Below are 22,028 nucleotides of genomic sequence, written 5' to 3' on the forward strand. Positions count from 1 at the left end.
CCGCCGGGTCCTCCTAGGTCAAGCTGCGGAAAGGATCAGGGCGTCGCCTTGATCTCGTTCCACAGATCCGAACGCTTGAGCGGATCCTCGACATTGTTGAGCCAGACCAGCTTGTCATTGCCGCCAGCGCTGCTCGACTCGACCACGGTGTTGCCGAAGCCGGTGCGCTCGGAAAGCTCGCCGCTGACCTTCTTCGTCAGCATGAAGTCGATCCATTTCTCGGCGGCCGCATTGTCGCGAACACCCTTGGAAATGACCCAGTTGTCGAGCCAGGCAAGCGCGCCCTCGCTCGGATTGACGTAGGCGACATGGGCGCCGATCTTCTGCAAAGCCTTGACCTGCTGCTGGCCGTAATTGGCCCAGATCAGGGCAACGTCATTGTTCTGATAGATCTGCTGCGCCTCGTCGGCGGTGGTGTAGAAGCTCAGCACGTTGCGCTTGAGCTCGACCAGCTTGGCCTTGACCGCCGCCATCTGTTCTTCGTTGAGGTTGAACGGATCCTTGTAGCCGAGCGTCAGTGCCGTGAACGAGAAATTGTGCTCGCCATTGTCATAGGCCAGCACCTTGCCCTTGTAGGCGGGGTCCCACAGGACCGACATCGACGTCGGCGCCGGCTTGACCTTGTCGGTGTCATAGATCAGGCCGATGGAGTCGAAGCAGAACGGAATGCCGTAGACCTTGCCGTCCTTGGTGTCGCCGCTGACCTGAGACACATCGCGGAAGCGCGGCAGCACTTCCTTCTGGTTGGGCAGCTTGGTGATGTCGATCGGTGACACCAGATCGGCCTTGATGTAGCGCTGCAGCTGGGCGGTGTTGACGGCGAAGACGTCGAAGTCCTGCCCTTCGCTGCCCTTGATCTTGGCCCAGATCTCGTCATCGCTGCCGATGAAGACGACATCGACGCCGATGCCTGTCGCCGCCGTGAAGTCCTTGACCCAGTCCGGGTCGGCGTAGCCGTCCCAGGCCAGCACCCGCAGGTTCGCGGCCAGGGCCGCCGATGTCATCAGGCCGATGCCGAGCCCGATGGTCGCCATTCTTAGAAACAGTTTTTTCAGTCCCATTTTCAATCTCCCATTGTCATTCTGGTGGACCGCTATTTCCGGACCTTCGCCGTCACAGCTGGGTGACAGCGACCAGTCCCTCGTCCGGCACCGAAACCATCCGGTTGCGCAGTGGCTTGCCGAATGTCTGTGCCTGGATTTCATACTCGTCGCCGGAGGCCGTCTTGACGCCGGAGGCATAGCTCATCACCGCCGCGCCGAAGAAATAGGCGTGCAGGTCGCCCGCCCTGCGGTGCATCGGGTAGCGGAAATGGAAGTGTTCGAGATTGGCGATCGAGTGCGACATGTGCGCTTCGCCTGACAGGAACTCCTGCTCCCAGATGACGGTGCCATCGCGCAGGATGCGGGAGTGGCCACGCACTTCGTTCGGCAAATCGCCGATCAGCAGTTCGGGACCGATCGAGCAGGAGCGAAGCTTGGAATGGGCGAGGTAGAGGTAGTTCTCGCCCTCCGTCACATGGTCGGAATATTCGTTTCCGAGCGCATAGCCGATGCGATAGGGATGGCCGTCCGGCCCGTTGAGATAAAGCCCGACGATCTCGGCTTCCTCTGCCCCGGCTTTCGCGAACGCCGGCATCGGCAGCTCAGCACCAGGCGGCACAACGCAGGTGCCGACACCTTTGAAAAACCACTCCGGCTGGACGCCGATCTTGCCAGCGCCAGGCTTGCCGCCCTCCAGGCCCATGCGGAAGATTTTCAAGGAATCGGATTCGTCGGCACCTTCGCCATGGGTCAGAACATGCATCTGGTTGCGCGCGGCAGCACTTCCGGTGTGGGTCAGGCCGGTGCCGGTGACCAGGAAGCGCGCCGGTTCCGGATGATCGACCGGGGCCAGCACGCGGCCATCGCGCAACAGCTCGTCATAGTCGATCGTCGCAGCGCCCGTCCGCTTCTCGACCAGCGATGCGATGGACGCGCCCTCGGCGATTGCCGCCTCAGCCAATTCCAGCACGGTGCTGGTCCTTTCGAGCGGGCGCAGGTGATTGCCGTCATCGGAGACACGGCCGACCCGCCTGCTGCCATCTGGCATTCTGTACTGAACAAGACGCATGAAATACCTTCTTCCTTGAGACCGTGCGGGTCACACCCAGCCCGCATCGACGATGAACTGCTGGCTCGTGCACATGCGGCTGTCATCGGCGGCAAGGAACAGCGCCATGCGCGCGATGTCGGAGGGCTGCAGCCGGTCGGGCAGGCACTGCCTCTCCGCGATCTGGCGTTCGCCGGCCGGGTTCAGCCACAGCCGCACCTGGCGCTCTGTCATCACCCAGCCGGGCACCATGCAGTTGACGCGAATGCGCTCGGGGCCGAGCTCGCGGGCCAGCGCCCGCGTCATGCCGTAGACGGCGGCTTTCGCGGTGACATAGGCCGGGCAATCCGGATCGCCGACCATCCAGGTGATGGAGCCGAAATTGATGATCGAGCCGCCGCCCAGCGCGCTCATCTGCGGACGCACCGCCTGCGCCGCGAAGAACTGGTGGCGCAGATTGACCGCCATGCGGTCGTCCCAGTAGGCCACCGTCACGTCCTTGGTCTGATGACGGTCGTCATTGCCGGCATTGTTGCACAGCACCTGGATGGGGCCGTTGCGCTGCGACGCCTGCGCGGTGGCCGCCTGCAACTCTTCGACATTGCGCAGGTCGCAAGGAATGAACAGCGGCGCGGGATGCCGCTCGGCCGCGATCGCATCGACCAGGCGCCGTGAAGGTTCCTCCGCCAGGTCGACGAAGGCGACGCGGCTGCCTTGCGCACAGAAATGGCGCACCAGGCTTTCGCCGATGCCGCTACCGCCGCCGGTTATGAAGACGCTGCGGCCCTTGAGGCTTGGATAGGTCGCGTAGCTGCCGATCTGATCCGTCATCGCGCTTCTCTAATGGGAATGCCGGGGGACGCCGGCGTCGCGCCGGCCGACGAGAAAGTCGAAATCGCAACCCTTGTCGGCTTGCAGAACGCGCTCGACATAGAGGCTCTGGTAGCCGCCTTCGGGCGGCGTCGGCGGCTGCCAGTCGCGCCGGCGGATCGCCAGTTCCTCGTCCGATACCAGAAGCTCCAGGCGCCGGCCGGCGACATCGAGCTCGATGAGATCGCCGTCGCGCACCAGGGCCAGCGCGCCACCCGCCGCGGCCTCCGGCGCCACGTGCAGCACGACGGTGCCGTAGGCGGTGCCGCTCATGCGTGCGTCCGAGATGCGCACCATGTCCGAGACGCCCTGCTTGAGCAGCTTCGCCGGCAGCGGCATGTTGCCGACCTCGGCCATTCCTGGGTAGCCGCGCGGTCCGCAGTTCTTCAGCACCATCACCGAGGAGGCGTCGATATCCAGCTCCGGATCGTCGATGCGGGCGTAGTAATGCTCGATGTTTTCGAACACCACCGCCTTGCCACGATGTTGCATCAGCTCGGGCGTCGCCGCCGACGGTTTGATGACCGCCCCGTCGGGCGCCAGATTGCCGCGCAGGATCGAGATGCCGCCTTCCTTGGTCAGCGGATGGCTCAGTGGCCGGATGACCTCGCTGTTGTAGTTGGGCGCGCCGTCGATCAATTCACCGATCGTCTTGTCGCTGACGGTCATGACGTCGCGATGAAGAAGCCCCACTTCATCAAGCGACGCCATGACCGCAGCTAGCCCCCCGGCATAGTAGAAATCTTCCATCAGGAACCGGCCCGACGGCATCAGGTCGACAATGGTTGGAACGTCGCGGCCAAGGCGGTCCCAGTCCTCGAGGCTGAGATCGACACCGAGCCGGTTGGCGATGGCGATGAGATGCAGCACCGCATTGGTCGAGCCGCCGATCGCGCCGTTGACGCGGATGGCGTTCTCGAACGCTTGCCTGGTGAGGATCCGCGCGATCGTCACGTCCCTGTGGACCAGTTCGACGATCTGGCGTCCGGCCATCTGGGCAAGTACGCCACGGCGCGAATCCACCGCCGGGATCGCGGCATTGTCCGGCATGCCGATGCCGAGCGCTTCCACCATGCTGGCCATGGTCGAGGCTGTGCCCATTGTCATGCAGCTTCCCGCCGATCGGCTCTGGCCCTGCTCGGCCGCGAGGAAGTCGGCGATCGGCATGCGGCCGGCCTTCACCTCCTCGGCGAATTTCCAGACATGCGTGCCCGAACCGATATCCTTGCCGCGGAACTTGCCGTTGAGCATCGGCCCGCCCGACACGGCGATGGTCGGCAGATTGCACGACGCAGCACCCATCAGCAGCGCCGGCGTGGTCTTGTCGCAGCCGACCAGCAGGATGACGCCGTCGATGGGATTGCCGCGGATGGACTCCTCGACATCCATGCTGACCAGATTGCGAAACAGCATGGCGGTGGGGCGCATGTTGCTCTCGCCCAGCGACATCACCGGAAATTCCAGCGGCAGGCCGCCGGCTTCGTAGACGCCGCGCTTGACATGATCGGCCAGCGCGCGGAGATGGGCATTACACGGGGTCAGTTCCGACCAGGTGTTGCAGATACCGATCACGGGGCGGCCGTCGAAGGCGTCGGCGGGAATGCCCTGGTTCTTCATCCAGCTGCGGTGCATGAAGGCGTTCTTGCCTTCGCCGCCGAACCAGGCCTGGGAACGCAGCTTGCGTTTTTTGTCCGTCACGATGTCTTTTCCCGATCCTGGCGACGCTTGTTGCGGTTCTCGACGCTGCGGCGCACGTCCTCCTCGGCATTGTCGATGAGCACCAGCAGTGCTTTTTGCGCGCCGGTCGCGTCGCCGGCGGCAATCTTCTCAGCCACTTCCCGGTGCAGCGGCAAAGAGTGGCGCTGCCCTTCCGGATTGTCGTTGGAGAGGCGAAAGCTCATCACCAATGCGGTTTCGACCAGCGCCGCCAGCGAGCCGATCAGCTCGTTGCCGGTCATGCGCAGGATGGTCTGGTGGAACAGCAGGTCGGGCTTGGCGAAGCGGTCGCCGTCGTCGCCGACCGCTTCCATTTCAGCCAGCGCGGCATTGATCTCGGCAATCTGCGCCGGTGTGGCGCGCTGCGCGGCAAGCGCGGCCGACATCGGCTCGATGGCCCGCCGCAGCTCGAAAAGCGCCCTGACATCGTCGGCGCTGACACCGCTGGCGTAGCGCCACGACAGGACGTCCGGGTCGAGGAAATTCCAGTCGGAGCGAGGACGCACCCGCGTGCCGGTCTTCGGCCGCGATTCAACGAGCCCCTTGCCCGCCAGCACCTTGATCGCCTCGCGCAGCACGGTGCGGCTAACCCCCAGCATCTCGCTGGAATCGTCGGCATTGGGCAGTGCTTCGCCGGGCAGGAAATCACCTTGCACGATGCGCAAACCGATCTGCTCGACGACTGTAGCGTGCAGCGCGGTGGAGCCGCTGAAAACCGCGACGGCGACGCGCGAGGTGCGTGCCGTGCTGAAAGATTTCTTATTCTTCATACTATTCATATGATATGTCTTAAAGGCATTGCGATTGGAGTCAAGGGATGGGGGAATGCCGATGACAAAGAATTCTGCTGTCGTTGCCGAGCAGCACCCAGAGCTGATCTCGATCAGCGACGGCATTGCGACTGTCGAAGTTGCTCCGGCCGCCGGCGGCGCCGTGGCGTCGTATCGCTGGTGGCAAGATGGGTCTGCCGTCGACTGGCTACGCCCGGCCGACCAGGCGGCGATCAGCCGCCGCGATGCCGGCGCCATGGCCTGCTTCCCGCTCGTCCCCTATTCCAATCGTATAAGGGGTGGCCGCTTCGAATTCGCGGGCCGCACCGTGGCGTTGCCCAGCCGGCCGGAGGATCCGCACCATGAGCATGGCCATGGCTGGCGCAGGCCGTGGACAGTCATGCGGTGCGAAGCCGGCACCATCGTCCTGCGCTATCGCCACATCGCCGATTCCTGGCCGTGGAGCTATGAAGCCCGGCAAGTGATCTCGCTGATCGATGGCGGGTTGGTCATTGCCATTTCGGTGCGCAACCTCTCGGACACGCCGATGCCGGCCGGATTCGGCCTCCATCCCTATTTCCCGTCGACGCCGTGGACGCATGTCCAGGCGCCGGTGTCCGGCATGTGGGAGACCGACGCGGACGTCTTGCCAACCCGCCACGTGCCGCCGCCGGCGGGAGCCGATCCGACCACCGGCTTCGACGTTTCGGAAACGGACTTCGACACGGTCTTCACCGGATGGGCGCGCCGCGCCCGGATCAGCTGGCCGGAGCATGGACGGCAACTAGACATCGAGGCCGAGGCACCGCTCGATTTCCTCGTCCTCTATACGCCACCCGGCGAGCCGTTCTTTTGCGCCGAGCCGGTCAGCAACATCACCGATGCGTTCAACCGCACGGGCGACGGCATCAACACCGGCTGCATCATACTGGCACCCGGGCAGATGCGATCCGCAAGCGTTCGCTTCACGCCTTCGCAGGCACTTTGATCGTCAGTATCGACTGCCCAGTGCGAGGCCGGTTCAGAACGGATAATGCTGGCCCGGATCCTCGATCGTCATCCAGCGCAGGTCGGTGAATTCGGCGATCGACGCCTTGCCGCCGAAGCGGCCATAACCCGAGCCCTTGACGCCACCGAACGGCATCTGTGCCTCATCGCCGACGGTCGGGCCGTTGATGTGGCAGATGCCGGCCTCAATCCGCGCGGCGACCGCCATGGCGCGCCCGATGTCGCGGCTGAACACGGCTGACGACAGGCCGTATTCGGTGTCGTTGGCGACCCGAACGGCTTCATCCTCGCCCTTCACCCGGATCACCGGCTTCACCGGCCCGAAGGACTCTTCGGCGTAGACGCGCATTGCCGGCGTGACGTGGTCGAGCAAAGTCGCTTCGACGACGGTGCCGCTGCGCTTGCCGCCCGCGACAAGCTTCGCGCCCTTGGCGACAGCGTCGGCGATGAGTTCCTCCATCTTGTCGGCGGCCTGGCTGCTGACCAGCGAGCCCAGCACGACGTGGCCGCGCGGGTCGCCTGCCGGCAGTTTCGATGCGCGCGCAGCCAGCTTGGAAACGAATTCGTCGGCGATCGCTTCATCGACGATCAGGCGCTCGGTCGACATGCAGATCTGGCCTTGATGCATGAAGGCGCCGAAGGTCGCGGCATTCACCGCCGCGTCGATGTCGGCATCGTCCAGCACCAGCAATGGCGCCTTGCCGCCGAGTTCCAGCAACGCCGGCTTCAGGTGCCGTCCGGCGAGTTCGGCGATGATCCTGCCGACCTTGGTCGAGCCGGTGAAATTGACGCGCCTGACCGAGGGATGCGCGACCAGCGCCTCGACGATGCCTGCCGCATCCTTCGGATCGTTGGTCACGACATTGATGACGCCCTTGGGCAAGCCGGCCTCGACCAGCACCTGTCCGATCAGCCGATGCGTGCCGGGGCACATTTCGGAGGCCTTCAGCACGACGGTGTTGCCGCAAGCGATCGGCATCGCGACGGCGCGGGTGCCGAGAATGACGGGTGCGTTCCACGGCGCAATGCCGAGGCACACGCCGGCCGGCTGGCGGATAGCCATGGCCAGCGTCCCCGGCTTGTCGGAAGGAATGATCTCGCCCGAAATCTGCGTGGTCATCGCCGCCGCCTCGCGCAGCATGTTGGCGGCCAGCATGACGTTGAAGCCGGCCCAGGGGCCGGTAGCCCCGGTCTCTTCCATCATCAGCCTGGTGAACTCGCCGACCTTCGAGGCCATCACGTCAGCGGCCTTGGACAGCAAGGCGCGGCGCTCGCCGGGCCCGGTCTTCGACCATGCCGGGAAGGCGACCGCCGCGGCGTCGACCGCTGCGTTGGCGTCGGCGACGCTGGCCGCGGCGGCGCGTGTCGCCAGCCTGCCGGTGAACGGATCCATGCGCTCGTAGGAGGCCGAACCGGACGCATCCCTTTTATCGCCGTCGATCAGAAGTCCGATATCCATGAATGTCTCCTTCGCTCCGGTGGAGCTTCTTGATTAGAAACCGAGCACTTCGGCGTTGATCGAGGCCTCGAGGCCGCCATCGACCGGCACATTGGCGCCGTTGACCCAGCGCGCGCCGTCCGAGCACAGGAACAGCACCACCGGGGCGATGTCACCCGATGTGCCGGCGCGCCCAACCCTGGCAATGTCGCTGTCGACGCGGGCATCGCCGAGCACGGTTCGGAACTGTTTCAGGATCGGCGTCTCGACCGGCCCCGGGCTCACTGCATTGACGCGGATGCCACGGTTCTTGAACAGGTCCTGATGCGCGGCACGGAAAGTCCAAAGCAGCAGCAGTTCCTTCGAGACCGGATAGCCTTCCTCGTTCTTGACCGCGTGGTCGGCAACCACCTTGGCGATATCAGGGAAGCCCTCGATGCCGACCATCGATGCCGCACGATTGAGATTGGCACGCCAGCCATAGCCGGCGATCGAGGCGACATTGACGATGGCGCCGCCTTCGCGAAGCTTTGGCGCCAGGCCTTCCGATAGCGCCCGCAGCCCGAAGAAGTTGACGGCCAGCGTCGACGCCGCTCCGGTGTTGCCGGAGAGACCGGCGACGTTGCAGAGCGCGTCGATGCGTTGCGGCAGGCTTGCGACGAGATCGTCGACACCGGCCTTCGACGAGATGTCGGCCTTGACGAAGCTGCCAACCGGTCCGGCCGGCTCACGGACATCGACACCGATCACGTCGGCGCCGAGCTGGCCGGCGAGTTCTGCCGTGCGGGCGCCGATGCCTGACGCGACACCGGTGATGAGGATCGTCTTGCCGAAAAGCATGGTCATGCCTTCTCCTGATGCTGTGTGGATTGCCGCGGCGAGGGCGCGGTGCCATCGTCGGCCGGAGCTGTTGGATTGCCCGGCAGCCTGACACGGTAGCCGACCGGCAGCAGGCGCAGGCCAAAACGCTCCTCGACCGTCCCCCACAGGCCGCGTGGCAGGAAAAGCGAGAACAGCACGGCGGTGGCGCCAAGCCCGATCAGGTACCAGACGCCGGTGCCGCCGAACCAGGTCTCGATGAGGAAGAACACCAGGGCGCCTAAAATGGCGCCTTCGAAGGTGCCGATGCCGCCGACCAGCACCATGAAGATCATGTAGGCGGTCCACTGGACGTTGAAATAGGTTTTCGGCTGGAAGGTGATGGACGTCGCCAGCCACAGCGCGCCGGCGATGCCGATGCCGAAGGCGGCAAGCACGAACAGCAGCCGCTTGGTGCCGGTGACGCGCACGCCGACCGACGCGGCGGCATCCTCATTGTCCCGGATCGCGCGGATCGCGGCGCCGGTGCTGCCGCGCAGCAGGCCGAACAGCATGGCGAGCAGCGCGGTCATCGAGGCCAGCGCCAGCCAGTAGATTGTCATTCGTCTGGTGCCGGCGTCGTAGACATTGAGCGAGATCAGCGAGGTGCCGGTTTCGCCTTGCACCAGCCGGTCGAGATTGACGAGCAGATGCGTCAACGCCGCGATCACCCACATGCCGATGGCGAATTCGCCGTTTCTCAGCCGCAGCATGAACAGCGACAGCGGCACCGACACCACGCCGACGACGATCGCCGAAACGAAAAGCGAGGCGAACGGTTTGAGGCCGGCATCGGCCAGCCGGATGGCGAAGTAGGCGCCGAGCCCGAAGAAAACCTGCTGGCCGACAGACACCAGCCCGCCAAAGCCGGCCAGCGCGTTCCACATCGCCGCCAGGATCACATAGATGAACAGCGCGGTCATCCGGTCGACCGCGCCGGCCGACAGGAATTGCGGCGCGATTGCCAGCAGCGCGATGATGACGGCGACCGCCACTGCGGCGATCCGCGACGTCGCTGTGCCGCGCTCGATGACAGGCGAGGTCGAGGCAGCGCTCATGACGCGCTCCGGGAGGGCAGGCGCAGCAGGCCGCGCAGACCAAGGCCGGATGTCGAAAGCCGCACGAACAGCACGACAAGGAACACGGCGTGGCCGCCGATCAGAAAACCTTGCGGATGCACCTGCGCGCCGAGCGTCTGCGCAAGCGCCAGCACGATGCCGCCGACCAGCGTTCCCCACAGCGAGCCGGCGCCGCCGATCACCGCGGCTTCGAAGGCGAACAGCAATTGCGGCGCGCCGGCATAGGGATCGAAGGTGGCGCGCATGCCGAGGAACGCGCCGGCAAGGCCGACCGTGACCATGGCTATTGCCGCGGCGATGGCATTGACGCGGCGTGCATCGACTCCAACCAGTCCGGCGGTATCCGGGTCCTCCGAAGTGGCGCGGATCGAGCGGCCGAGCCGTGTGTGGGTCAGGAAGAGCTGCAGCCCGCCAAGCAGGACCACGGCGGTGGCGAACATGATCACGGCGAGCTTGCCGACATAGATGCTGCCCGGCCACTCCCAGGAATCATAGGAGAGGCTGCCAATGTAGGGCGCCAGCGAGCGGGTATCGGCGCCAAACTGCTCGAACAGCAGATTGTCGATGACGATGGCGAGGCCGAACGTGGTCAGGATCGGCAGCAGCGCCCCGCCGCGCGCGCTGCGCTCGAGCAGGAAGCGCTGCAGCGTCCAGCCGATCGCCGCCATCAGTGGCAGCACGATGAGCAGGCCGACAAACGGCGAGACATGGAACCGCGAGGCGAGCCACCACAGCGCATAGGCGGCGAACACGGCCAGGCTGCCATGGGCGAGATTGATGATCCGCATAACCGAAAACATGAAGGACAGGCCGCAAGCGATCAACGCATAGTAGCCGCCAAGCAGAATACCCTGGATGATCTGGTTGCTCATGCCGGAACGCTCCCGGTGCTTTTCCGGTGCAGGCCGAAATAGGCCTTGGTCACATCCTCGCGCGAGATATCCCTGGTCGATCCTTCAAGCGCGACGCGGCCTTCGAGCATGCAGATGACCCTGTCCGATACCGCGAGCGCCCGGTTGAGGTCCTGCTCGACCAGGATGATCGTCGTGCCCGAGCTGATAAGGCCCTGCAGTGCGTCATAGACACGGTCGACGATCAGCGGCGACAGGCCAAGCGAAACCTCGTCGAGCAGCAGCACGTCCGGATTGCTCATCAGCGCGCGACCGATCGCCGTCGCCTGTTGCTCGCCGCCAGACAGGTGACCCGTCCTGGCATGGCGGCGCGGCTTCAGATTGGGGAACATCTCGAGCACCCTGTCGACGCTCCAGTCGCCCGGCCGGCCGGCGGTCTTGCCAAGCAGAAGGTTCTCCTCGACCGTCATTTGCACGAACAGCTTTCGCCCCTCCGGCACCAGCGCGATGCCCATGCCGACGCGTTTATGCGATGGCACGTCGCTGAGATCGGCCCCGTCCAGCAGCACGCGGCCGGCCGCCGGCTGATGCGCGCCGGCGATTGCCCTGAGCAGCGTCGTCTTGCCGGCGCCGTTGGCGCCGACCAGCGCCAGCCTCTCACCGCGTTCGACTGTGAAGCTGACGCCGCGCACCGCCTGCAGCAGGCCATGCCGGACAACCAGGTTCTCGACCGAAAGCAGGCTCATTTCGGGCCTCCGCCGAGATAGGCGTGGATCACTTGCGGGTCGGCCATCACCGTTTGCGGGTCACCGTCGGCGATGATCCTGCCGGCGTCCATGCAGATCAGCCGCTCGGCCACCTGCAGCAGGATGTGGACGATGTGTTCGATCCAGACGATGCCGATCTTGCGCCGGCGCAATTCCTTGATCGTGTCGACAAGTTCGCCGGCTTCGCCATCGGTCAAGCCGCCGCCGATCTCGTCCAGAAGAAGCAGCGTCGGTCTTGCGGCGAGCGCCCGGGCCAGTTCCAGTCGTTTGCGGTCGAGCAGCCCGAGCGTTTCGGCGCGCCGGTTGGCAACGCTGAGCATGCCGCACAGTGTCAGCGAGCCGAGCGCTTCCTCATAGGCCTCGTCGCGGCCGAGGCCGGCGCCATGCGACGCGGCGACGAAGACGTTCTCGAAAGTGGTCATGCCGCTGAACGGTTTCGGCACCTGATGCGTGCGCACCAGGCCGAGCCGGCAGCGCTGCGTCGCCGTCAGGGTCGTCACGTCATCGCCCTTGAAACTCACCTTGCCCGAACTCGGCGGAAAGGCGCCTGAAAGCACGCTGAGCAGCGTGGTCTTGCCGGCGCCGTTCGGGCCGACGATGCCGACCGCCTCGTCGGCTGCCATGGTGAAGTCGACGGCGTCCAGCACCACAAGCGCGCCGAAGCGCTTGTGGATACCGGCAGCGGTGAGAACAGCCTGTTGTTGCGGATGGGTCACCAGGCGATCCTCGTCAGCGGTCCATCAACCGTTGTAAGGCAGAAGCTTGGCTTCGACGGGCACCTTGGGGTCGGTGGCGTTCTCGGTCACCACGTAGTCGAGCGGGAATTTGCTGCCTTCCTTGGCGGCGACCCATTGCGTGCCGATGATCGGGCCGGGCGACACGTTGGCCACCGGCCCGCTGGTGAAGTCGACCTTGCCGATCATCGTCTCGGTCTTGAGCGTGCTCAGCGCCTTGGCCACCGCCGCCTTGTCCTTGGCGTCGGTGCTTGCCTTCAGCGCTTCGAAGCCGGCGTCGAGCAACGACATCGACGCGCCAAGCTGCTGCGTCCACTGCTTGCCGCTCGCCGCCTCATAGCCGTCGGCAAGCTCGGTGCCCGAAACGCCGGTCAGCGGCGACTTGTAGGGGAAGGCCTTGTGCCAGTAGGCGGCGCTCGAAATCTTCATGCCGAGATCGCCGAGCGCCTCGATGTCCGAAGGGAACAGGCCGGTCTTGGCGACCTGGCAGATCTTGATCTGCTTGATCAGGCCCTGTTGCGCCGCCTGGCGCCAGAAGGCGGCGAAATCCGGCGGGATCGGGAAGGAGTTGAAGATCTCGACGCCTTCCTGCTTGAACAGCGCGATCTGCGAGGAATAGTCGGTGGTGCCGGTTTCATAGGCGCCGGGATCGACGATGGTGAAACCTTGCTTGGCCAGCAGTGGCGCCAGATTGGCGCGGATCGCGTTGCCGTCGGCATCGTTGGGATACATGACGCCGACCTTCTTGTTGGTCTCGATCAGGTTCCATTGCGAGATGTAGGTCTTGAAGAACTCGCCAACGCCGAAGCCGAAATGATAGGTCCATTTGAACGGCGAGGGCGCGCCGGGCTTGGCGCCACGGCCGAAATACCAGGCCTCCCACGGCATGACCGTAGAGAGGCAAGGCACGCCGGCGGCTTCGCAGGCGTCGGCCACCGGATTGATCACCTCGGGCGTCGAGACCGCCAGCATCAGGTCGATAGCCTGGTTGTTGATCAGGTCCTTGGCCAGCTGTCCCGCGCGGGACGGATCCGATTGCGTATCCTGGTCGAGGATTTCCACGCTGTATTTCTTGCCGCCGATGTCGAGGCCGCCGGCCAGCGCCTTGCGGGCCAGGTCGAGCACGTAGCCGTCGGTCTGGCCGAAGCCGGCCAGCGGCCCGGTGCGCGGGCTGACGAAGCCGACCTTGAGCGTGTTGCCTGCCTGGGCAAGGGCGTTGCGGCCGCCAAGTGCCAGCGCCGTGCCGCCGGCGATCGAGGTGGCAATGAACTGGCGTCGCGAAATGCCTGGAATCGTGGATCTGCTGCCGAGTGCGTGAGTCATGTTTTCCTCCCTCTGTGGCTCCTCCATCACCACAGTGCACCACGCATTTGGTTCGGTAAAATGATATTTTGCGGTGTTTCATTAACCCATGGGTTAGGAAATTTCAGGCCGCGACAATGCCTCGTTGGGATGTTTCGACGCGTCAGCCACCTTGCCCTGCCGCTTCGCGGATGGTCTGCAGCAGGATGGAGAAAGCGGGCGAGGGCGCCGTGTCGGTCCGCATCGTCAGGCCGACCGGTCCCTTGGTTTCCTCTGTGTTGACCGGCAGGGCGACGAAGGCGCCGCTGCCGAGCTCATTGGCGACGACACCCGCCGAAATGATCCAGACCGCATTGCTTTGCCGCAGGAAGGCCCGGCCGAAGGAGTCCGAGACGGTTTCGATCTCGGTTGCCGGCGCCGTCATGCCATTGGTGATGAACAGCCGGTCGACGAAGGGGCGGATGACCGATTCCCGCGTCGGCATCAGCATCGGGAATTCGTCGAGCCGGGCGAACACATCCTGTCCGGCTTCGAGCAGCGGATGTCCCGCGCGCACCACGAACAGCACCTGTTCGGAATAGAGGTGCTCGAAGAAGAAGCCGGTCATGTTCTCCGGCGCCGCCAGCCGTCCGACAACGAGATCGAGCGCTCCGACACGCAACTGCTCCAGCAGCACCGCGTTCTCGCCGGTGACGATCTTGATCGCGGCGCCGGTGCTCTCCTTGAGGAACAGGCTCATGGCGAGCGGCATCACGCGCGCCGAAACCGTCGGCAGCGCGCCGATGCGGATCGGGTGACGGTTGATCGCGCCGTCCTGCCTGACGGAATCGACGCCTTGCTTCAGCGCCGTGATTGCCGTGCCGGCATGGCGAAGGAAGATCTCGCCGATGCGCGTCAGCCGGATGCCGCGGCCGTCGCGTTCGACCACGGCCACGCCGAGCGCCTCTTCCAGTTCGCGCAACGTCTTGGTCACCGCCGGCGGGCTCACATGCAGGAAGTCGGCCGCTCTCGCCACGCTTCCCTGCCGCGCAACTTCAAGGAATGCCTGCAGGTGACGGAAGCGGATGCGGCCTTCGGACATGAATTCGATAACCCTCAAGTTAATGAAACGGCACAAAATATCATTTTACCGAACCAAATGCCTTGTGCAATGTGGAGATGGAGGACCGAAATCGTGCCATTCGTCACCATTGGCGGCATCACGCTGCACCATCGTCGCGTCGAAGCGAACAGCAAGGCACGGCCGATCGTGTTCATCAATTCGCTCGGCACCGACTTCCGGATCTGGGACGAAATCATCTCGGCGCTTGATGGTGAAATGCCCTTGCTGGTCTACGACAAGCGCGGCCACGGGCTTTCCGACATCGGCGATATCCGGTCGATCGACGATCATGTCGACGACCTCTGCGGTCTCATCGATCACTTCGGTCTCGGCAAGGTGGTGTTGTGCGGCCTGTCGGTCGGCGGTCTGATTGCGCAGAGGTTCTATGCCAGGCGCCCCGCGGACGTCGAGGCGCTGATCCTCTGCGACACGGCCCATAAGATCGGCACGACGGACAGCTGGAACACACGCATCGCGACGGTCGAAAGCAAGGGCATCCAGGCCATTGCCGATGGCGTGCTCAAAGTGTGGTTCACCCCAGCCTTCCACACGGCACGTTCGCCCGAGCTGGACGGCTATCGGAACATGATGACCCGGCAGGCGCTTGCTGGTTACACTGGGACTTGCGCGGCGGTTCGCGACGCGGATTTCACCGACGCCGCGCGCCGCATCGCGGTGCCGACGCTTTGCGTCGCCGGTGATCAGGACGGCTCGACGCCTCCCGATCTTGTCCGCTCGCTGGCCGCTCTCATTCCCGGCGCGCGCTTCGAGACCATCCGCGACGCCGGGCACATTCCGTGCGTCGAACAGCCCGATGCGCTGGTCGCCCTGATCTGCGAGTTTATCGCATCGCTTCCCTCTGGAGCAGAAACCCATGGATGAAGTCCCCGGCAACGCAGCCAGATATCGCGCCGGCCTCGCGGTGCGACGGTCCGTCCTCGGCGACCGCCATGTCGACCGGGCCGAGATTGCCGCCACCGATTTTGACCAGCCTTTCCAGGAGCTGATCACCGAGGCCGCCTGGGGAGCCGTGTGGGCACGGCCGGGCTTCACCAGGCGCGAGCGTTCGATCGTCACGCTGGCGCTGCTGGCCGCGCTCGGTCATGATGAGGAGGTCGCCTTGCATGTGCGCGCCACCGCCAACACCGGTGCTTCGCGCGAGGATATCTGCGAGGCGTTCCTGCATGTCGCCATCTATGCCGGCGTGCCGGCCGCCAACCGTGCCTTCAAGATCGCCAAGGACGTGTTTTCGGAAATGGACGGAGCCAAGAATGTCCGCTGAATCCGGCTCGAACCGGAGGCCTGAGACCGGCGCCTTTTTCCAACGCGACCGGACATGGCATCCGCCGGCGCTGACGCCGAACTACAAGACTTCCATTCTGCGCTCGCCGCAGAAAGCGCTGCTCGCCTTCGACAACACGCTGTCGGAGATCTCAGGCCCAGTCTTCGGTCACGCCATGCTGGGCGAACTCGACGCCGACCTGATCCACAATTTCGCCAGGCCCGGCGAGAGCGCGCTCGGCGAGCGCATCATCGTCCATGGCCGCGTGCTCGACGAACGCGGCGCTGGCATGCCCGGCGTGCTGCTCGAATTCTGGCAGGCCAATGCCGGCGGCCGCTATCGCCACAAGAAGGATGGCTATCTGGCGCCGCTCGACCCGAATTTCGGCGGCTGCGGCCGTGCCATCACCGGTGAGGATGGCGGCTATGCCTTTCGTACCGTCAAGCCCGGTCCCTATCCCTGGCCGAACGGGCCGAACGACTGGCGCCCTTCGCACATCCATTTCTCGGTCTTCGGCCACGGCTTCGCGCAGCGGCTGATCACGCAGATGTATTTCGAGGGTGACCCGTTGATCTGGCACTGCCCGATCGCGCGCGGCATCCCCGACAAGGCAGCCATCGAGACGCTGATCGCCGCGCTCGACATGCAAGCGACGATCCCCTTCGACGCGCGCGCCTACAAGTTCGACATCGTGCTGCGCGGGCGCCGCTCATCGCTGTTCGAAAACAGGCTGGAGGGCAATTGATGGCCCAGTCGCTCGACCGGCTGAAGGAAAGTCCTTCGCAGACCGCCGGACCCTACGTCCATATCGGGCTGACGCCCAATTTCTGCGGCATCGGCGGCGTCTATGCGACTGACCTTGGTGCGACCATGGTCAATGACAAGACCAGGGGCGAACGCATTGGCCTGCGCATCCGGGTGCTCGACGGCACCGGCACGACGCTCAAGGACGCGCTGATCGAGATCTGGCAGGCGGATGCGGACGGGCTCTACAATTCGCCGGCCGAGATGCGCGGTGCCGCCGATCCGAATTTCCTCGGCTGGGGCCGTTGCCCGACCGACATGGAAACCGGCCTGTGCACATTCGAGACGATCAAGCCGGGCCGGGTGCCGTTCAGGGATGGCCGCTTGATGGCGCCGCATATCACGCTCTGGATCGTCGCCCGCGGCATCAATCTCGGCCTGCACACGCGGCTCTATTTTTCCGACGAGGAAAAGGCCAATGCCGAGGATCCGATCCTGGCGCGCCTCGAGCACCGCGTTCGCGTGCCGACCCTGATCGCCGAGCGCAAGAGCGACACCTACGTCTTCGATGTCCATCTCCAGGGGGAGAAGGAAACGGTCTTCTTCGACAGCTGATGGTCAGGAGGAGCAGGACATGACCGTATCGCCCTTCGACCATCCGCTGCTCTCCGCTCTTCTCGGCGACGAGGAGGCGAGCCGGCATTTTTCCGTCGAAGCGGAAATCGAGGCGGCGCTGGCATTTGAAAGCGCGCTGGCGGAAGCGCAGGCAGAGAACGGCATCATCGCCAAGGATGCGGCGGCGGCGATCGTGTCGGGACTATCCTCGTTCCGGCCAGACACCGCCTTGCTGCGGGCCGCTGTCGCCAGGGACGGCGTCATGGTGCCGGAACTCGTGCGCCAGATCAGGATGGCGGTCGGCGCGCTGCATGGCCAGAAAGTGCATTTCGGCGCGACCAGCCAGGATGTCATCGACACTGGTCTGGTGCTTCGGCTGAAATCCGTCGTCGAGCATCTCGGCCTGCTGCTGACCGAGACCGTCATACGGCTCACTTCGCTCGACGAGCGCTTCGGGGGCAGGGCGCTGGCCGGAGTGACGCGCATGCAACCGGCGATCCCGATCAAAGTGGCGGATCGCGTACGAGCGTGGCAGGCGCCGCTGCAACGGCACCTGGAAAGATTGTCCGAACAGGCGAAGCGCCTGCTGGTTGTGCAGTTCGGCGGTGCCGCCGGCACGCTGGAAAAGCTTGATGACAAGGGGCCGGCGGTGCGCGCGGCCCTTGCCGCCAAACTTGGCCTTGCCGATGCGCCGCAATGGCAGAGCCAGCGCGACGCGCTCGCCGATTTCGCCGGCTGGCTGTCGCTGGTGACCGGCAGCCTCGGCAAGTTCGGCCAGGATGTCGCTTTGATGGCGCTAGGCGGAACCGAAATCGAACTCTCGGGCGGCGGCGGTTCGTCGGCCATGCCGCACAAGCAGAACCCGGTGAAGGCGGAGGCGCTGGTGGCCCTTGCCCGCTTCAACGCCACACAGCTTTCCGGCATGCATCAGGCGCTCGTGCACGAGCAGGAGCGTTCGGGCGCCGCATGGACGCTGGAATGGCTGCTGCTGCCGCAGATGGCTGTCGCCACGGCCGCGTCGTTGCGCCTTGCGGCCGAGCTGGCCGGGCAGATCGAAAGTCTCGGGCACTGATGCGCACCCAGGTTGTTATCATCGGCTCCGGACCGTCCGGCCTGCTGCTCGGACAATTGCTCCACGGCATCGGCGTCGAGACGGTCATTCTGGAACGCGCCAGCCGCGATCACGTGCTTGGCCGCGTGCGCGCCGGCGTGCTCGAGCAAGGCACTGTCGAGCTGCTGGAAGAAGCCGGCGTGGCGGCAAGGCTGCATGCCGAAGGCTTGCCGCATTCCGGCATCTCGCTCGCTTTCGATGGTCGCTTGCATCGCATCGATCTGGCAGCCCTGACCGACGGCAGGCATGTCACCGTCTACGGCCAGACCGAAGTGACGCATGATCTGATGGACAAGCGCGATGCGGCAGGACTGACCACGGTCTACGAGGCGGCAAACGTCACACCGCACGATTTCGACAGTGGGGCGCCTTTCGCCACCTATGACAAGGATGGCGTCAGCCATCGCATCGACTGCGACTTCATCGCCGGCTGCGACGGCTATCATGGCGTCAGCCGCAAATCGGTGCCCGCGAGCGCGCTCAAAATCTTCGAACGGCAGTATCCGTTCGGCTGGCTCGGCGTGCTGGCCGAAGTGCCGCCGGCCGATCACGAGCTGGTCTACGCCAATCATGAGAGGGGTTTTGCGCTGTGCTCGATGCGCTCGACGCACCGTAGCCGCTACTATGTGCAGTGCCCCGAGGGCGACCGCGTCGAGGCATGGTCGGATGACCGTTTCTGGGACGAGTTGCGCCGCCGCTTGCCGGAGCAGACAGCGGCAAGTGTCGTCACCGGGTCATCCTTCGAGAAGTCGATCGCGCCGCTGCGCTCCTTCGTTGCCGAGCCGATGCGCTTCGGCCGGCTTTTCCTGGTCGGCGATGCCGCCCACATCGTGCCGCCGACAGGGGCCAAGGGCCTCAACCTTGCCGCCAGCGACGTGCGTTATCTCTTCGCTGGCTTGCGCGACTTCTATGCCGAAAAATCGCACGCCGGCATCGATGCCTATTCGCAAAAGGCGCTGGCGCGAGTCTGGAAGGCGGTGCGCTTTTCCTGGTGGATGACGACGATGCTGCACCGCTTTCCCGACACAGGCGAGTTCGGCCAGCGCATCCAGGAGGCAGAGCTCGACTATCTCGTGCATTCCAGGGCGGCATCGACGGCGCTTGCCGAGAACTATGTCGGCTTGCCTTACTGACGGGCGGCAAACGATGCGCGGGTCTATCGACCCAGGAGATTGCGTTCGACGGTTCGCAGATGCGCCAGCATCGCATTTTTTGCACCTTCCGGATCGCGGTGAAACAGGCAATCCAGGAGCGTCTGGTGCTCATTGCAGTAGGCCTGGCGACGTTCCTCCGAGAACGAACGTTTCTTCATCTCGAACCAGGGTGACTGGTTGCGAATGGCGCGCATGAGATTGTGGATCTCTTTCAGGAAGTCATTGCGGCAGCATGCGAACACCCGGTGATGGAATTCGGCGTCCCAATGCTCGAAATCCGGCATGTCCTTGGCGTCGCACGCGGTCTGGTGCGCTTCGCGTACCGCGTTCAGTTCGGTCGCGCTGGCATTGGTTGCGGCAAAGGCTGCCGCCGCCGGTTCGAGCAGCTGCCTGATCTCCATCATGTCGGCGGGGCTCGTGCCCTCCATCCGTGTCACCATCGATGTGATCGACGTCGGGTTGGTCGCGGTCAGGAAGGTGCCCCGCCCGACATGCCGGACGACAGTTCCGTCGTTCTCAAGGAAGCCGACGGCACGGCGCACGGTATTGCGCGCGACGCCGAATTCGACCGCCAGGTCGCGCTCGGGCGGCATGCGGCCGTCCTCGAGCCACTCGCCGGAGGAAATCCGCTTCTTGAGCATTGTGGCGATATCGTTGGCGACGAGCTTCGGCATTCGGTGAGAACTTTTATCTGATCCAATGTTGAACCAATATTATCAAGCGATTGCCGGTTGGTCCAGTGTCTAGACGAAAAACGGGTGCCGATGCCCATGTTTTGTTGACTTTTGAGCCGAAACCCACTTGAAGCGTGAACCAATCAGCGATAGCGTGTAGCGAAAGAGCCAGTATTGGTTCAGAAAAGGTTCAGGGAGGAATCGGATGCGGGTCGCGACATTTTCGATCGCCGGCGAACGTCGCGTGGGTATTGTCGATCTCGATGCCCAGACCATCGCTCCTTTCGATTTTGCCGTCGATCAGGCCAAGGCCGGCATTCTGGCATTGATAGAGCGCAACGGCGCCGGCCTGCCGCGCACCCTGTCACCGATCCCGCTGGCGCAGGTGGAAATCGAGGCGCCGATCCCGCAGCCGCGCCGCAACATCTTCTGCGTCGGCAAGAACTATCACGAGCACGCGCACGAGTTTGCCCGCAGCGGCTTCGATTCCAGCGCCGGCGCCGGCGCGATCCCAAAACACCCGATCATCTTTTCCAAGGTGCCTGAATCGGTCGTCGCCAACCATGCCAGCGTGCTGATCGATTCCTCGGTCTCGACGGCCATCGACTACGAGGCGGAGCTTGCCGTCATCATCGGCAAGGGCGGGCGCGGCATCTCCAGGGAAAACGCGCTCGACCATGTCTGGGGCTACACGATCGTCAACGACGTCACCGCCCGCGACCTGCAGGGCAAATACAGCCAGTGGCTGATCGGCAAGTCGCAGGACACGTTCTGTCCGATGGGCCCCTGGGCGGTGACCAAGGACGAACTCGATCTGGCGACCGCCGGCATCCGCTGTTTCGTCAACGAGGATCTGCGCCAGGATTCCCGCATATCGCTGCTCATCTTCGACATCCCGACCATCATCGCGACGCTCTCGCAAGGCATCACGCTGAAGCCTGGCGACATCATCGCCACCGGCACGCCGGTCGGCGTCGGCATCGGCTTTGATCCGCCGAAATACCTCAAGGCCGGCGACGTCGTGCGCATCGAGATCGACGGCATCGGCACACTGGAAAACCGCTTCGCGGAGCACGTGCAATGACGACCGTGACGGTTGGCCAGGTTGTCGCGGAGGTTGTCGGCGAAGGCGCGGCCGTGGTGATGATCCATGGTCTCGGCGGCACGTCCAACATGTTCCAGCCGCAGATGGCGGCGCTTTCCAGCTATCGCGTCATCCGGCTCGACCTGCCGGGCTCCGGCCGGTCGCCGCGCCCGATCGAGCCGCTGACCATCGAATTGATGAGCGCGGCGGTCATCCGCGCCATGGCCGGCATGGGCGTCACTACCGCGCATTTCGTCGGCCATTCGATGGGCACCATCATCTGCCAGCAGATTGCCGTGACGCAGCCCTCGCTGGTTGCGTCGCTGGCGCTGTTTGGCGCGATGGCGGAACCGACGGAAGCGACCAGGCAAGGGCTTGCCAATCGCGCCCGGCTGGCGCGCTCGGGCGGCATTGCCGATATCGCCGACCAGATTGTCGCCAATGCGATCTCGGCCCACACCAGGGAAACCTCGCCCGCCGCCGTCGCCTTCGTGCGTGAATCGATCACCCGCCAGGACCCGGAATCCTATGCCCGCACCTGCGAGGCGCTGGCCAAGGCGACCGCGGTCGACGCGCGGCGCATTTCCGCGCCGACGCTGCTTGTCACCGGCGACGCCGACACGGTCAATCCGGCCGGTGTCGGGCAGGCGCTTGCCGACAAGATCAAGGGAGCCATATTCTCGTCTCTGGATCGGTGCGGGCACTGGGCCACGGTGGAAAGCCCGCGCGAGAGCAGCCAGAAGCTCGCCGATTTTTTGAGACGGGTTGATAGGTGAGG

General features: G+C 64.6%; 23 protein-coding genes. 9 read left to right on the forward strand and 14 right to left on the reverse strand.

The window, feature by feature from the left end; translation table 11 throughout:
• Positions 1-35: 35 nt before the first annotated feature.
• From OOJ09_RS01345 to OOJ09_RS01365, 5 genes are read right to left on the reverse strand one after another with little or no spacing between them, the layout of a single operon-like run.
• The gene (locus tag OOJ09_RS01345) at positions 36-1,061 is read right to left on the reverse strand and encodes an ABC transporter substrate-binding protein (RefSeq protein ID WP_269903463.1); all 1,026 of its coding nucleotides are present in this window, start codon (positions 1,059-1,061) and stop codon (positions 36-38) included.
• Positions 1,062-1,113: 52 nt separating this feature from the next.
• A complete protein-coding gene (gene araD1 / locus OOJ09_RS01350; RefSeq protein ID WP_269903464.1) occupies positions 1,114-2,112 on the reverse strand; it encodes an AraD1 family protein in 999 nt (332 codons plus the stop codon).
• A gap of 30 nt (positions 2,113-2,142) precedes the next feature.
• A complete protein-coding gene (locus OOJ09_RS01355; protein ID WP_269903465.1) occupies positions 2,143-2,922 on the reverse strand; it encodes an SDR family NAD(P)-dependent oxidoreductase in 780 nt (259 codons plus the stop codon).
• A 9-nt stretch (positions 2,923-2,931) separates the two neighbouring features.
• Positions 2,932-4,659, reverse strand: coding sequence for an IlvD/Edd family dehydratase (locus OOJ09_RS01360; RefSeq protein WP_269903466.1), 1,728 nt, complete (start codon positions 4,657-4,659; stop codon positions 2,932-2,934).
• The gene (locus OOJ09_RS01365) at positions 4,656-5,447 is read right to left on the reverse strand and encodes a FadR/GntR family transcriptional regulator (RefSeq protein ID WP_269903467.1); all 792 of its coding nucleotides are present in this window, start codon (positions 5,445-5,447) and stop codon (positions 4,656-4,658) included. Before OOJ09_RS01365 ends, OOJ09_RS01360 begins: the two co-directional genes overlap by 4 nt.
• Before the next feature lie 61 nt (positions 5,448-5,508).
• Between OOJ09_RS01365 and OOJ09_RS01370 the strand changes: the two genes are divergently transcribed.
• A complete protein-coding gene (locus OOJ09_RS01370; protein WP_269903468.1) occupies positions 5,509-6,435 on the forward strand; it encodes an aldose 1-epimerase in 927 nt (308 codons plus the stop codon).
• Positions 6,436-6,468: 33 nt separating this feature from the next.
• Here the strand turns inward: OOJ09_RS01370 and OOJ09_RS01375 are convergent, their stop codons facing one another.
• The 8 genes from OOJ09_RS01375 to pcaQ form a co-directional block, all read right to left on the reverse strand.
• On the reverse strand, positions 6,469-7,914 hold the full coding sequence (locus OOJ09_RS01375; RefSeq protein ID WP_269903469.1) for an aldehyde dehydrogenase: 1,446 nt from the start codon (positions 7,912-7,914) through the stop codon (positions 6,469-6,471).
• A 33-nt stretch (positions 7,915-7,947) separates the two neighbouring features.
• Positions 7,948-8,733, reverse strand: coding sequence for a coniferyl-alcohol dehydrogenase (locus tag OOJ09_RS01380; RefSeq protein ID WP_269904042.1), 786 nt, complete (start codon positions 8,731-8,733; stop codon positions 7,948-7,950).
• A gap of 2 nt (positions 8,734-8,735) precedes the next feature.
• A complete protein-coding gene (locus OOJ09_RS01385) occupies positions 8,736-9,809 on the reverse strand; it encodes a branched-chain amino acid ABC transporter permease (protein ID WP_269903470.1) in 1,074 nt (357 codons plus the stop codon).
• On the reverse strand, positions 9,806-10,702 hold the full coding sequence (locus OOJ09_RS01390; protein WP_269903471.1) for a branched-chain amino acid ABC transporter permease: 897 nt from the start codon (positions 10,700-10,702) through the stop codon (positions 9,806-9,808). The genes OOJ09_RS01385 and OOJ09_RS01390 overlap by 4 nt, the downstream gene beginning before the upstream one ends.
• Positions 10,699-11,427, reverse strand: coding sequence for an ABC transporter ATP-binding protein (locus OOJ09_RS01395; RefSeq protein WP_269903472.1), 729 nt, complete (start codon positions 11,425-11,427; stop codon positions 10,699-10,701). The genes OOJ09_RS01390 and OOJ09_RS01395 overlap by 4 nt, the downstream gene beginning before the upstream one ends.
• Positions 11,424-12,167 (reverse strand): ABC transporter ATP-binding protein, encoded by a 744-nt coding sequence (locus tag OOJ09_RS01400; RefSeq protein WP_269904043.1) that lies wholly within the window; start codon positions 12,165-12,167, stop codon positions 11,424-11,426. Before OOJ09_RS01400 ends, OOJ09_RS01395 begins: the two co-directional genes overlap by 4 nt.
• Positions 12,168-12,188: 21 nt before the next feature.
• Positions 12,189-13,505 (reverse strand): ABC transporter substrate-binding protein, encoded by a 1,317-nt coding sequence (locus tag OOJ09_RS01405; protein ID WP_269903473.1) that lies wholly within the window; start codon positions 13,503-13,505, stop codon positions 12,189-12,191.
• Positions 13,506-13,647: 142 nt separating this feature from the next.
• Positions 13,648-14,565, reverse strand: a complete 918-nt coding sequence (pcaQ, locus tag OOJ09_RS01410) for a pca operon transcription factor PcaQ (RefSeq protein WP_269903474.1) — start codon at positions 14,563-14,565, stop codon at positions 13,648-13,650.
• Positions 14,566-14,658: 93 nt separating this feature from the next.
• Here pcaQ and pcaD point away from each other — a divergent pair, with 93 nt between their 5' ends.
• Genes pcaD through pobA form a run of 6 tightly spaced genes read left to right on the forward strand, consistent with a single transcriptional unit; the run spans position 14,659 to position 19,471 of the window.
• Positions 14,659-15,468 (forward strand): 3-oxoadipate enol-lactonase, encoded by an 810-nt coding sequence (gene pcaD, locus OOJ09_RS01415; RefSeq protein WP_269904044.1) that lies wholly within the window; start codon positions 14,659-14,661, stop codon positions 15,466-15,468.
• A complete protein-coding gene (pcaC, locus tag OOJ09_RS01420; protein WP_269903475.1) occupies positions 15,461-15,868 on the forward strand; it encodes a 4-carboxymuconolactone decarboxylase in 408 nt (135 codons plus the stop codon). Before pcaD ends, pcaC begins: the two co-directional genes overlap by 8 nt.
• A complete protein-coding gene (gene pcaH / locus OOJ09_RS01425; protein ID WP_269903476.1) occupies positions 15,858-16,613 on the forward strand; it encodes a protocatechuate 3,4-dioxygenase subunit beta in 756 nt (251 codons plus the stop codon). The genes pcaC and pcaH overlap by 11 nt, the downstream gene beginning before the upstream one ends.
• Positions 16,613-17,227 (forward strand): protocatechuate 3,4-dioxygenase subunit alpha, encoded by a 615-nt coding sequence (gene pcaG, locus OOJ09_RS01430; protein WP_269903477.1) that lies wholly within the window; start codon positions 16,613-16,615, stop codon positions 17,225-17,227. Before pcaH ends, pcaG begins: the two co-directional genes overlap by 1 nt.
• A gap of 19 nt (positions 17,228-17,246) precedes the next feature.
• Positions 17,247-18,299, forward strand: a complete 1,053-nt coding sequence (locus tag OOJ09_RS01435; RefSeq protein ID WP_269903478.1) for a 3-carboxy-cis,cis-muconate cycloisomerase — start codon at positions 17,247-17,249, stop codon at positions 18,297-18,299.
• Complete coding sequence (gene pobA, locus OOJ09_RS01440) at positions 18,299-19,471, forward strand: 4-hydroxybenzoate 3-monooxygenase (RefSeq protein ID WP_269903479.1); 1,173 nt, start codon at positions 18,299-18,301, stop codon at positions 19,469-19,471. The genes OOJ09_RS01435 and pobA overlap by 1 nt, the downstream gene beginning before the upstream one ends.
• A 23-nt stretch (positions 19,472-19,494) precedes the next feature.
• Here pobA and OOJ09_RS01445 read toward each other — a convergent pair whose 3' ends face one another.
• Positions 19,495-20,166 carry a FadR/GntR family transcriptional regulator gene (locus OOJ09_RS01445; protein ID WP_269903480.1) on the reverse strand — a complete coding sequence of 224 codons (672 nt, stop codon included), beginning with the start codon at positions 20,164-20,166 and terminating at the stop codon, positions 19,495-19,497.
• 205 nt (positions 20,167-20,371) lie between these two features.
• On the opposite strand from OOJ09_RS01445, the gene OOJ09_RS01450 reads away from it, so the two are divergent.
• Both OOJ09_RS01450 and OOJ09_RS01455 read left to right on the forward strand, forming a co-directional pair.
• Positions 20,372-21,250 carry a fumarylacetoacetate hydrolase family protein gene (locus OOJ09_RS01450; RefSeq protein ID WP_269903481.1) on the forward strand — a complete coding sequence of 293 codons (879 nt, stop codon included), beginning with the start codon at positions 20,372-20,374 and terminating at the stop codon, positions 21,248-21,250.
• Positions 21,247-22,026: an alpha/beta fold hydrolase gene (locus OOJ09_RS01455; protein WP_269903482.1), complete on the forward strand. Its 780-nt coding sequence runs from the start codon at positions 21,247-21,249 to the stop codon at positions 22,024-22,026. The genes OOJ09_RS01450 and OOJ09_RS01455 overlap by 4 nt, the downstream gene beginning before the upstream one ends.
• The last annotated feature ends 2 nt before the right edge of the window (positions 22,027-22,028 follow it).

The sequence above is a fragment of the Mesorhizobium qingshengii genome, from assembly GCF_027563465.1.
In the GTDB taxonomy this organism is placed as follows: domain Bacteria; phylum Pseudomonadota; class Alphaproteobacteria; order Rhizobiales; family Rhizobiaceae; genus Mesorhizobium; species Mesorhizobium qingshengii_A.

Excerpts from the sequence above, each read along its gene's own strand:
- OOJ09_RS01365 (WP_269903467.1), bottom strand. The coding sequence starts at position 5,447 with ATGAAGAATAAGAAATCTTTCAGCACGGCACGCACCTCGCGCGTCGCC.
- OOJ09_RS01370 (WP_269903468.1), top strand. The coding sequence starts at position 5,509 with ATGACAAAGAATTCTGCTGTCGTTGCCGAGCAGCACCCAGAGCTGATC.
- OOJ09_RS01375 (WP_269903469.1), bottom strand. The coding sequence starts at position 7,914 with ATGGATATCGGACTTCTGATCGACGGCGATAAAAGGGATGCGTCCGGT.
- pcaQ (WP_269903474.1), bottom strand. The coding sequence starts at position 14,565 with ATGTCCGAAGGCCGCATCCGCTTCCGTCACCTGCAGGCATTCCTTGAA.
- OOJ09_RS01405 (WP_269903473.1), bottom strand. The coding sequence starts at position 13,505 with ATGACTCACGCACTCGGCAGCAGATCCACGATTCCAGGCATTTCGCGA.
- araD1 (WP_269903464.1), bottom strand. The coding sequence starts at position 2,112 with ATGCGTCTTGTTCAGTACAGAATGCCAGATGGCAGCAGGCGGGTCGGC.
- OOJ09_RS01385 (WP_269903470.1), bottom strand. The coding sequence starts at position 9,809 with ATGAGCGCTGCCTCGACCTCGCCTGTCATCGAGCGCGGCACAGCGACG.
- OOJ09_RS01380 (WP_269904042.1), bottom strand. The coding sequence starts at position 8,733 with ATGCTTTTCGGCAAGACGATCCTCATCACCGGTGTCGCGTCAGGCATC.
- pobA (WP_269903479.1), top strand. The coding sequence starts at position 18,299 with ATGCGCACCCAGGTTGTTATCATCGGCTCCGGACCGTCCGGCCTGCTG.
- OOJ09_RS01390 (WP_269903471.1), bottom strand. The coding sequence starts at position 10,702 with ATGAGCAACCAGATCATCCAGGGTATTCTGCTTGGCGGCTACTATGCG.
- pcaC (WP_269903475.1), top strand. The coding sequence starts at position 15,461 with ATGGATGAAGTCCCCGGCAACGCAGCCAGATATCGCGCCGGCCTCGCG.
- OOJ09_RS01345 (WP_269903463.1), bottom strand. The coding sequence starts at position 1,061 with ATGGGACTGAAAAAACTGTTTCTAAGAATGGCGACCATCGGGCTCGGC.
- OOJ09_RS01355 (WP_269903465.1), bottom strand. The coding sequence starts at position 2,922 with ATGACGGATCAGATCGGCAGCTACGCGACCTATCCAAGCCTCAAGGGC.
- OOJ09_RS01450 (WP_269903481.1), top strand. The coding sequence starts at position 20,372 with ATGCGGGTCGCGACATTTTCGATCGCCGGCGAACGTCGCGTGGGTATT.
- OOJ09_RS01445 (WP_269903480.1), bottom strand. The coding sequence starts at position 20,166 with ATGCCGAAGCTCGTCGCCAACGATATCGCCACAATGCTCAAGAAGCGG.
- pcaG (WP_269903477.1), top strand. The coding sequence starts at position 16,613 with ATGGCCCAGTCGCTCGACCGGCTGAAGGAAAGTCCTTCGCAGACCGCC.
- OOJ09_RS01455 (WP_269903482.1), top strand. The coding sequence starts at position 21,247 with ATGACGACCGTGACGGTTGGCCAGGTTGTCGCGGAGGTTGTCGGCGAA.
- OOJ09_RS01435 (WP_269903478.1), top strand. The coding sequence starts at position 17,247 with ATGACCGTATCGCCCTTCGACCATCCGCTGCTCTCCGCTCTTCTCGGC.
- pcaH (WP_269903476.1), top strand. The coding sequence starts at position 15,858 with ATGTCCGCTGAATCCGGCTCGAACCGGAGGCCTGAGACCGGCGCCTTT.
- OOJ09_RS01395 (WP_269903472.1), bottom strand. The coding sequence starts at position 11,427 with ATGAGCCTGCTTTCGGTCGAGAACCTGGTTGTCCGGCATGGCCTGCTG.